The organism is Georgenia sp. Z2081, from assembly GCF_055326445.1.
Genome location: NZ_JBUZNK010000010.1, coordinates 81,976 through 90,644, shown reverse-complemented (window position 1 = coordinate 90,644; position 8,669 = coordinate 81,976). Strand labels below are relative to the sequence as shown.

The following is an 8,669-nucleotide window of genomic DNA, read 5'->3' as shown; positions in this document are numbered from 1 at the left end:
CCCACCCGCCCCCCATCTCCCTCTCCTCCCCCCCCCCCCCCCCCCCCCCCCCCCCCCCCCCCACGACCGTGTCGGACCACCCGGTGCGCGACAACGCTCGGTCGCGGGAACGTCTGACCTGGCCACCGGTAGAGGCTGCGCGGGACCGGCCGAAGGAGTACGCTCCATTGACGGCTGCGTGACCTTATCGTGACCTTGACCTCCGCGGCACGTCGGTCCTCACCAGTCCGCGACGATGGCGTAGTCGATGACCTGCCAGGTGGTCCGCCCGTCGGGTGCCACGTAGGCGTGACCGATCGCGACCGGGTAGTCGTCGGAGCGGACGGCGCACACGAAGACACCGCCGGGCTCGGGGCTGCAGCCCGTCACACTGGTCGGCCACTGCGGCGGGTCGTAGAACTCCTGGAACGCGTACCAGAGCCACTGCTCGCCGTTGTCGCTGCTCAGGTGGTCGAGCAGGGGCCGGTCCCCGGCGGAGGCGGCGCGCGCGGCCCGCAGCACGACGTCCTCGATCGGGCCGGGCCGGCGCACCCCGAGGGTGTCGTCGCCGTCGCCGTCCCAGTCGCCCACCAGCACGCTGTCGCCGGCTCGCCCGTAGTCGAGGACGATCTCGGCGGCGCCCGGCGCGATCTCGTCGTCGAGGTAGTAGGTGTTGCCTCGACGCACGCCGAGCGAGTCGCGCCCGTCGCCGTCCCAGTCGCCCACGAGCACCTCGTCCCCCGAGCGGCCGTAGTCCACGACGACGTCCGCCGGACCCGAGCTCTGCGAGTTGCGCAGGAAGTAGGTGTTCCCCCGCCGCACGCCGAACGTGTCCACGCCGTCGCCGTCCCAGTCGCCCACGAGCACCACGTCGTCCGCGCGGCCGTAGTGGACCACCCGGTCGGCCACGCCGTCGGTCAGGGTGTCGCGCATCAGGTACCGGTTACCGCGGCGGACCGCGAACGTCTCGGTGCCGTTGCCGTCCCAGTCGCCCGTGTAGAGGGTGTCGAACGTGCGGCCGAACGTGAACCAGCCGTCGAACTCGGTGGGACCGAGGATGTTGACGTAGTCGATGACGTTGCCGCGCTGCCGGGCGAAGGTGTCCGTCCCGTTGCCGTCCCAGTCGCCCATGAACACCATCTCGACAGGCAGGCTGAACGGGATCTCGTGGTTGGCGGTGCCGGTCCACTCGTCGTTGAGGAAGTACATCTCCCCGAAGTCGTCGTTGCCCTCGCCCGCGGCCACGGCCGACGGCGCGCCCACCCCCAGCAGGCCCAGGGTCAGCGCGGTCGCCGCCCCGGCCCTCAGTGACCTTCTCGGCGGACTCGTCCCGGTCTCACGATGCATCCCCATGGCTCACTCCTGCGTGATCCTCGAGGCACGTCACCGGGCCCCGGTGGGCGGTCGGGCGGGCTCGTGCCGGTCCGATCTCAGGAACGTACTCCCGCGGGATCGCCCGGTACAGGCCCGGTCGGTCACGGTTGGGCGGCATCGCACGACTGCGCCCGGCCGCGGTGGTTCTCGCGGCCGGGCGCAGTCCGGGTCGGGTCGGTTCCGCCGGCGTCGCTCCGGGTCAGGCGGCGGGCGTGCCGGCGTCGCTCCGGGTCAGGAGACGGGCTCGCCCGTCTCGAGCGGGAGCGCCGGGTTGTTCGCCCACTCGGTCATGGAGCCGTCGTAGACGGCGACGTCCCCGCGTCCCGCGCGGGCGAGCTGGAACGCGACGTAGGTCGCCGCGATGCCACCGCCGCAGTAGGTGATGATCGAGGGCTCGCCGTCGATGACCTCGGCGGCGTCCCCCGCCTCGCGCACCTGGTCGACCTCGGCGGCCAGCCCGTCGGGGTCGACGAGGTCCCCGAAGAAGATGTGCTTGGAGCCGGGGATCCGGCCCGCCCGCGCGTAGGTGACGCGCTCGCCCGTGAACGTCGGGCGGTCGAGGCTGTTGACGAGCACGGTTCCCGGGTCGTCGAGGGAGGCGGCCACCGAGTCGACGTCGGCGTACAGCTCCGGGCGCGGGTGCGCGACGAACTCGCGCGGCTCGGGCGGCGGCACCGGACCCGACTCGACGTCCAGCCCGGCGGCCTCCCAGGCGGGCAGTCCGCCGTCGAGCACGTAGATGTCGTCGTGGCCGACGTATCGCAGGTTCCACCACAGGCGGGTGGCCCACATGTTCTGGCCCTGGTCGTACACGACGACGGTGGTGTCGTTGCCGACCCCGAGCGCACCGATCTTCTCGGCGAACTCCTCGGCCGCCAGCGCCGTCCAGAAGTCGGGGTTCGAACGGTCGGCGAGGTCCTCGAGGAGGTCGGCGAACACGGCGCCGGGGATGTGGCCCTGCTCGTGCACGTCGCGGCCGGTGTCGGCGCTGTAGAAGCCGTCGCCGTCGGGCTGGCGGATGATCGAGGTCGCGTCGAGGACGACGACGCCGGGCCCGTCCTTCAGCTCGGCGAGCTCGGTGGGGGAGACGAGTCGGGCGATCGAGGTCGGGTCGGTGGTGCCGGTGGTGGTCATGGGCGCTCCTGGGTGTGGGTGGGGGTGTCGGGTCGGCAGCGCTGAAGAAGCGCTGTCAGCGACATCGGCGGGAGCGGGCCTGGCCCTGGTCGAGCCAGAGCCGGCGCACGAGCACGAGTTCCACGCCGTCGACGCTAGGTGGGAACGGGGCCCTCGTGGGTCCGCCCCCGCCAGGTCCCGCCATGTGGACCACCGGGAGGCGCGGTCGGGGCCGGACCGGCGAGCGGACGTCGTCCGCGACCGTGCCGGTACGGGTCCACCTCCCCGTCGGAATCCGCTCCTCGTCCCCGACGCGCGGCCACAATGTCGGCAGCCGACCGAGTTGAGCCGTGGAGACCATGCCCAGGAAACGCCCCGCCGTCCCCGCCCTGGCGCTCGTCGGCGCCCTCGTGATGACCGCGTGCTCCGCCGCCCCCGAGGTCGCCCTCCGGCCGTCGCCCACCCGGGCGGGCCCCTCCTGGCAGGAGGCCGCACCGATGGGATCGACCGTCACCGTCGGCGGGTGGGCCGTCACCCTCGGCGAGACCGAGGACGACGCGACCAGGCAGCCCGTCGCCGGCGTCGACCTCGTCGCGGCTCCCGGCGACGACCAACGGATCGTGTCCGTGGTGGTCGACGCCGTCAACCAGGCGGACGGCCCGCTGGATCCGGGCGCCCGGTTCGGGCTCGAGCTCGTCACCGCGGCCGGCGCCTCCTACCCGGGCAGCGCCTGCGAGGGCGAGGCGACGGTGGTCGGCTCCCCCGCCGTCGCACCCGGCGAACGCCTGACCGCACGCTGGTGCACGGTCGTGCCGACCGACGGGCTCGAGGGCGCGGTGTGGGCCGTCGCCGACGGCGTCGAGGACGCCGAGGAGCGCCGCTACGTGCGCCTCGCCGCCGAGGCGCCGGGCCAGCTCGGCCCCCTGCCCGTGGTGGACCCGCTGGCCGGCCGCAGCATCGAGCTGCCGGCCGCCAGCGGCACGCCGATGCGGGTCGGGGACATCGCCGTCGCGGTCGGGCCCACCGACCTGGCGCCGGAGCTCCTGCCCGACGAGGATGGGGACGAGCCGGTCCCCCATACCGGCGACATGTTCATCGGGACGACGCTGACCGTGACCAACCTGGGGACCGAGCCGGTGCAGCCCGCGCTGGGCGGCCTGGAGTTCGTCGACTCGACCGGGCTCGCCCACCCGCAGGTCCCCGAGTGCACCCCGCTGAGCCGTCCCACTGACCCGCTCGGACCGATCCAGCCGGGCGGCACCGCGGAGATCGCCCTGTGCCAGTCCGTCCCGACCGAGATCGTGGCCGGCGGGCGGTGGCAGCTCGCCGAGGGCTCGGTGGGCTGGGAGGGCTCCTACCGCTACGTCGAGCTCGGGGTCGAGCCGACGCCGGAGCTCCTGGCCGCGTCGACAGCGCCGGAGCCGGGGAGCACCGAGGGGATCACCCGGGAGCAGCCGGCACCGGCCGGGAGCCCGCTCGAGGTGGGGCACACGACCGTGAGCATCGGCGAGGTCGAGACGGACGACGTCATCAGGTTCGGCGAGCACGGCCGGGAGAGCGAGGCTCGGGACGGGCACGTCCTCGTCCTTGCCGACATCGAGGTCGTCGAGGACGACTCGGGCGTCATCGACACCTGGAACCGGTACTCGTTCGACGTCTCCTACGTCGACCGCAACGGCCGGCTGCACCGGGCCAGCGGTGTTCCCTGCAACTACGGTTCGGACGACGAGTTCGACGTCGACGATCTCGAGAGCTCGAGCGACGACAGCCCGCGGGGGCACGCCTCGGGGGTGCTGTGCGTCGAGGTCGGCGAGGACGTCGTCGACGGCGGCGTCTGGCAGGTCACGAGCTACGGGCCGGACAGCACCGACCCGCGCCGCTACGTCGCGACCGACGCCGCGGCGACCGAGCTCGATCCCCTCGAGATCCCGGTCGTCGACCCCGAGGACGGCGTCGACGAGGACCGGCCGGCGCCCGCCGGCACGCCCGTGCGGGCGGGACTGTGGGTCGTCGAGGTCGGTCCGGCGAGCATCCGGGGGCACGCGGTCGACGACGAGGAGCCCCTGCGCAGCGGTCGGACGCGGCTCGGGGCGACCGTGATCGTCACCAACACGTCCTCGGTGCCGGCCGGCGCCTTCGACGAGGTGACCCTCGCCTGGATCCCCGACGACGGGTACCCCGCCGCGTACGGGGACTCCCACGCCCAGTGCTCCTGGGATCTCGGCACCGGGCTCGCGGTGGTCACCGCGGGGTCGGTGACCCACGACGTGTGCCTCGAGATGCGCGAGCACGAGGGCGCCGCCGGGCACTGGGAGGTCCGCACGACCGGGTGGACCCAGGACCCCGAGACGGAGGACCTGGTCGAGGAGGAGATCGTCCGCTACGTCGCCGCCGGGTGACGGCGACCCCGGCCGCGGCAGCTCGGCGCGCGGCCGTGCGGGCGCGCGTTCCGGCCGACGGAGAGGTCAGGTGCGCCGGCTGATCCACCAGATGGCGCCGATGATCGTCATCACCACGCCGAGGATGCCACCGAGGATGCCGCCGACGAGCCCGACGATCGGCGCCGCGATCTCGCCGGCGCCGATGTTGTGCCCGACGAACGCGCTCTGGTCGCAGGTGACCGAGTACGTGCCGGCCTGCGGGGTGGTGAAGCGGTGCCCGAGCTCGTACTCGTTGACCGAGATGTCGGTGCCGGTGGTCGACAGGGGCACGCTCGCGCCGTCGGGCCCGACGACCTCGCAGGACTGCGTCCGCGCCTCGGGCGATCCGCCGTCGGAGGCGTAGAGGGCCCATTCCTCGCCCGCCTCGGCCTCGATCTGTGCACCGCCGGCACCCACGGTCTCGAAGTCGGCGTCGGAGACGAGGCTGCCGATGCGCGAGATGCCGAAGACGACCCCGGCGATCGCGAGGACGATGAGCCCGATACCGATGAACGTGACGACCTTGGGACCCGTGGTGCTCTTCTGCTGCCGCCCCGGCATGACTCCATCACCCTGCGCGTAGGGGTTCCCCGGAGCCTGGCCGTAGCCTCCCTGGGGAGACCCGTAGCCTCCCTGCGGAGCGCCGTAGCCTCCCTGGGGAGCGCCGTAGCCTCGCTGGGGCTGACCGCCCTGCGGCGGGTTGCCGTACGCCCGGTTGAACTGGTCCTCGTAGCCACCGCCGGGACCTCCGCCCTGCTGGGGGCCGTACCCACCGCCGTAGCTGCTCATCTGTCCGTCCGTTCGTCCTGTTCGTGGGGCCGGCCTCGCTGGTCGCGCCGGGCGGTCGCAGGGCGAGCCCGCTCCCGGCGCGACGCTAGCAGTGCGCAGGCGCGCGCCAGGCGACCGTGTGCGGGGCCTCCGCCTCGTGATCGCCATCTCAACCCGTCCCCCCGGCCGCGCGGTGGTGGGACCATGTGGCCATCCTCTGCAGAACCCGCCCTAGGAGACCCTGTGCGTCGCCGACTCGCCGCCCTCGCCTTTCCCGCCCTTGCCGCGGCGTCGCTCGCCGCCTGCGGCGGGCCCGACATCCCGACGGCCGTCGCGCCGCAGACCCCGGAGGTCGAACGGTCCACCGAGCAGCCCCCGGCGCCGTCGTCAGAGCCCGCCCCGAGCTCCGAGCCGGCGCCGACCACCGAACCCGCCCCGACCACCGAACCGGCACCGACCACCGAACCGGCACCGACCAGCGAACCGGCACCCTCCGGCGGCGAGGGGGACGACGTCGGGGTCTCGCGCGACGCGCCCGCACCGATCGACACGGCCGTGCGCGTGGGCGACTGGGAGATCCAGGTCGGGTCGACCGTCGACGACGCGAACCAGACCATCGCCAACGAGAACATGTTCAACGACCCGCCGGACGACGGCCACAACTTCGTCGTCGTGCCGATCACGGCGACCTACCTGGGCTCGGAGTCCGGCACCGCCTGGCTCGACCTCAGCATCGAGTTCGTCGGGACGGACGCCGTGACCTACTCCGGGTACTGCGGCGTCGTGCCGAGCCCGCTCATGGATGCCGGCGAGGTCTACGAGGGCGGCACCGTGACCGGCAACTCCTGCGCCATGGTGCGGGTGGATGCGATCGAGGGCGGCGTCTGGCGCATCGAGGAGTCGTTCAACTTCGAGCAGGACACGGCGCGCTTCTTCGCGGCCGGCTGACCGGGCCGGGGCGCTCCTCTCGTCGAGAGGGCGCGAAGGTGCACGAATCGGCCTCCGTTCGTGCAGTTCGGCGCCCTCTCGACGCGCCACGCCGGGCCCGACCCCGAGCCGCGCAGCATCATCGGCACCGGTCCGGCGGCCCTCGCCACCGTGTGGTTCGCCGTCGTGAGCGCTGCCGTCATCGCCGGGATCCGAGCGGCGTCGGCGCGGCGCCCGAGTGGTACTGCGCGTAGACGCGCAGCACCCCGCCGTTCTGGCCGGCGTGCCAGGCGGGCGTCTTGTGCTGCATCGCCCTGAGCCGGTGCACGACGACCCCTGTGCGCGGGCTGACCAGGAGGAAGGCGAACGGCACGTCTCGACCACGCGAGCAGCAGGTCAGCAGCCACCCGACGGTGCCGAAGACCGAGGCGAGCTGGGACACGCAGGCCCGGATGACGTCCTCGAAGTCGGAGCCGGCCGCCATCCGCCACGACTGACCGTGTGACATGGCGTCGTCGCCCGCCGCGACCGGATCACGGTCGAACTCCACCACGAGGTCGTCGGCCGCGGCCCGCTGCTCTCCCTGCATGGCTGCACGGTAGGCGGGTTCACCCTGGACCCCGCACACACCTACCGACGAAAGAACGGCTGAACCCCCGGTCACCGGGGGCCCAGCCGTTCACGATGTCCTGGGACATCACACACGCGGAGACGGTGGGATTTGAACCCACGAACGGGTTACCCCGTTACATCCTTAGCAGGGATGCGCACTAGGCCTGACTATGCGACGTCTCCAGATGCAGCGTCCAGGGTACCCGGACACCCGCGACCGTTCCAAAGCAGAGGGCACGCCGGACGCGCGAGACTCGTCACCACCGCCGCGGAGGGTAAGGGATTCGAACCCTTGGTGGTTTCCCACAACGGTTTTCAAGACCGTCACATTCGGCCGCTCTGTCAACCCTCCTCGCCCGGCACCGCCGGGCCTGCGGCCCGCCCCCGAGCGGGCCGCGGACCATCCTACGATCCGGTCGATCCGGTTCCGCCACATCTCGTGAGCGCCTGGGGCACGATGGGCGGATGGACGCCATCACTGTCACCGACGACGGCCGGCTCGAGCTCGTCGACACCCCCGACCCGGTCCCCGGTGCGGGCGAGGTCCTCGTCGACGTCGTCGCCGCCGGCGTCAACCGCGCCGACCTCCTCCAGGTGCGGGGCGGCCACCAGCCGCCCGAGGGCGAGTCCGACGTGCTCGGCCTCGAGTGCTCGGGCACGATCAGCGTGCTCGGCGACCACGTCGAGGGCTGGCAGGTCGGGGACCGGGTGTGCGCGCTGCTCGCCGGCGGCGGCTACGGGACGAAGGCGGTCGTGCCGGTGGGGCAGCTGCTCAGGGTCCCCGACTCCGTCGACCTCGTCGACGCGGCCGCGCTGCCCGAGTCGGTGTGCACGGCCTGGACCAACATGGTCGAGCAGGGCCACCTCGCGCCGTCGCAGACCGTGCTCGTGCACGGTGGGTCGGGCGGCGTCGGCACGATCGCCATCCAGCTCGCCCACACCTACGGCTCGCGCGTCGTCACCACCGCGGGCGGGCCGGAGCGGACGGCCCGCTGCCTTGAGCTCGGCGCGGACGTCGCCGTCGACCACCGCTCCGACGACGTGGCGGACCAGATCCTGGGCGCGACCGACGGCCGCGGGGTCGATGTCGTGCTCGACGTCCTGGGTGCCGGCGGCCTCGAGCTCAACATCTCGGTCCTCGCCGAGCGCGGGCGCATCATGGTCATCGGCGTCCTCGACGGCGCGACCGGGCCCATCGACCTCGGCGCGCTGCTCGCCCGGTCCGGCACGATCAGCGCCCTCAAGCTGCGCACCCGCTCCCGCGCGTCGAAGGCGGCACTCATCGACGACGTCCGCGAGCGCGTGTGGCCATGGGTCGCCGACGGCCGGGTCGTGCCCGTGATCGCCGAGCGGATCCCGCTCGCCGAGGCCGGGCGCGCCCACGAGGTGATGGCGGCCGGCGGCGCGTTCGGGAAGATCCTGCTCACCGTCTGACCGGGAGGTAGGGCGGCGCCACGCCGCACGGGACCGGGACAC

The 8,669-nt window shown here is 73.2% G+C and carries 7 protein-coding genes and 2 tRNA genes; 3 read left to right on the top strand and 6 right to left on the bottom strand.

What is annotated here, in order from left to right; genetic code table 11:
* Nucleotides 1-219: 219 nt before the first annotated feature.
* Together ACZLKG_RS13225 and ACZLKG_RS13220 are read right to left on the bottom strand one after the other, a co-directional pair.
* Entirely contained in the window at nucleotides 220-1,332 is a 1,113-nt protein-coding gene (locus ACZLKG_RS13225) for a hypothetical protein (RefSeq protein WP_463649001.1), read from the bottom strand.
* Nucleotides 1,333-1,584: 252 nt separating this feature from the next.
* Nucleotides 1,585-2,487: a sulfurtransferase gene (locus ACZLKG_RS13220; RefSeq protein WP_463649000.1), complete on the bottom strand. Its 903-nt coding sequence runs from the start codon at nucleotides 2,485-2,487 to the stop codon at nucleotides 1,585-1,587.
* Between the two features lie 338 nt (nucleotides 2,488-2,825).
* On the opposite strand from ACZLKG_RS13220, the gene ACZLKG_RS13215 reads away from it, so the two are divergent.
* Nucleotides 2,826-4,865, top strand: a complete 2,040-nt coding sequence (locus ACZLKG_RS13215; protein ID WP_463648999.1) for a hypothetical protein — start codon at nucleotides 2,826-2,828, stop codon at nucleotides 4,863-4,865.
* A gap of 66 nt (nucleotides 4,866-4,931) precedes the next feature.
* Here the strand turns inward: ACZLKG_RS13215 and ACZLKG_RS13210 are convergent, their stop codons facing one another.
* Nucleotides 4,932-5,675: a hypothetical protein gene (locus tag ACZLKG_RS13210; protein WP_425707924.1), complete on the bottom strand. Its 744-nt coding sequence runs from the start codon at nucleotides 5,673-5,675 to the stop codon at nucleotides 4,932-4,934.
* A 222-nt stretch (nucleotides 5,676-5,897) separates the two neighbouring features.
* On the opposite strand from ACZLKG_RS13210, the gene ACZLKG_RS13205 reads away from it, so the two are divergent.
* Nucleotides 5,898-6,602, top strand: a complete 705-nt coding sequence (locus ACZLKG_RS13205; protein WP_425707923.1) for an SPOR domain-containing protein — start codon at nucleotides 5,898-5,900, stop codon at nucleotides 6,600-6,602.
* A 178-nt stretch (nucleotides 6,603-6,780) separates the two neighbouring features.
* Here ACZLKG_RS13205 and ACZLKG_RS13200 read toward each other — a convergent pair whose 3' ends face one another.
* The 3 genes from ACZLKG_RS13200 to ACZLKG_RS13190 all read right to left on the bottom strand — a co-directional run bounded on the left by ACZLKG_RS13200 (nucleotide 6,781) and on the right by ACZLKG_RS13190 (nucleotide 7,545).
* Complete coding sequence (locus ACZLKG_RS13200; RefSeq protein WP_425707922.1) at nucleotides 6,781-7,170, bottom strand: hypothetical protein; 390 nt, start codon at nucleotides 7,168-7,170, stop codon at nucleotides 6,781-6,783.
* Nucleotides 7,171-7,287: 117 nt separating this feature from the next.
* Nucleotides 7,288-7,376, bottom strand: a tRNA-Ser gene (locus ACZLKG_RS13195).
* Between the two features lie 86 nt (nucleotides 7,377-7,462).
* Nucleotides 7,463-7,545: transfer RNA gene (locus ACZLKG_RS13190), tRNA-Ser, on the bottom strand.
* Nucleotides 7,546-7,658: 113 nt separating this feature from the next.
* On the opposite strand from ACZLKG_RS13190, the gene ACZLKG_RS13185 reads away from it, so the two are divergent.
* Complete coding sequence (locus ACZLKG_RS13185) at nucleotides 7,659-8,627, top strand: NAD(P)H-quinone oxidoreductase (RefSeq protein ID WP_463648998.1); 969 nt, start codon at nucleotides 7,659-7,661, stop codon at nucleotides 8,625-8,627.
* Nucleotides 8,628-8,669 lie beyond the last annotated feature (42 nt).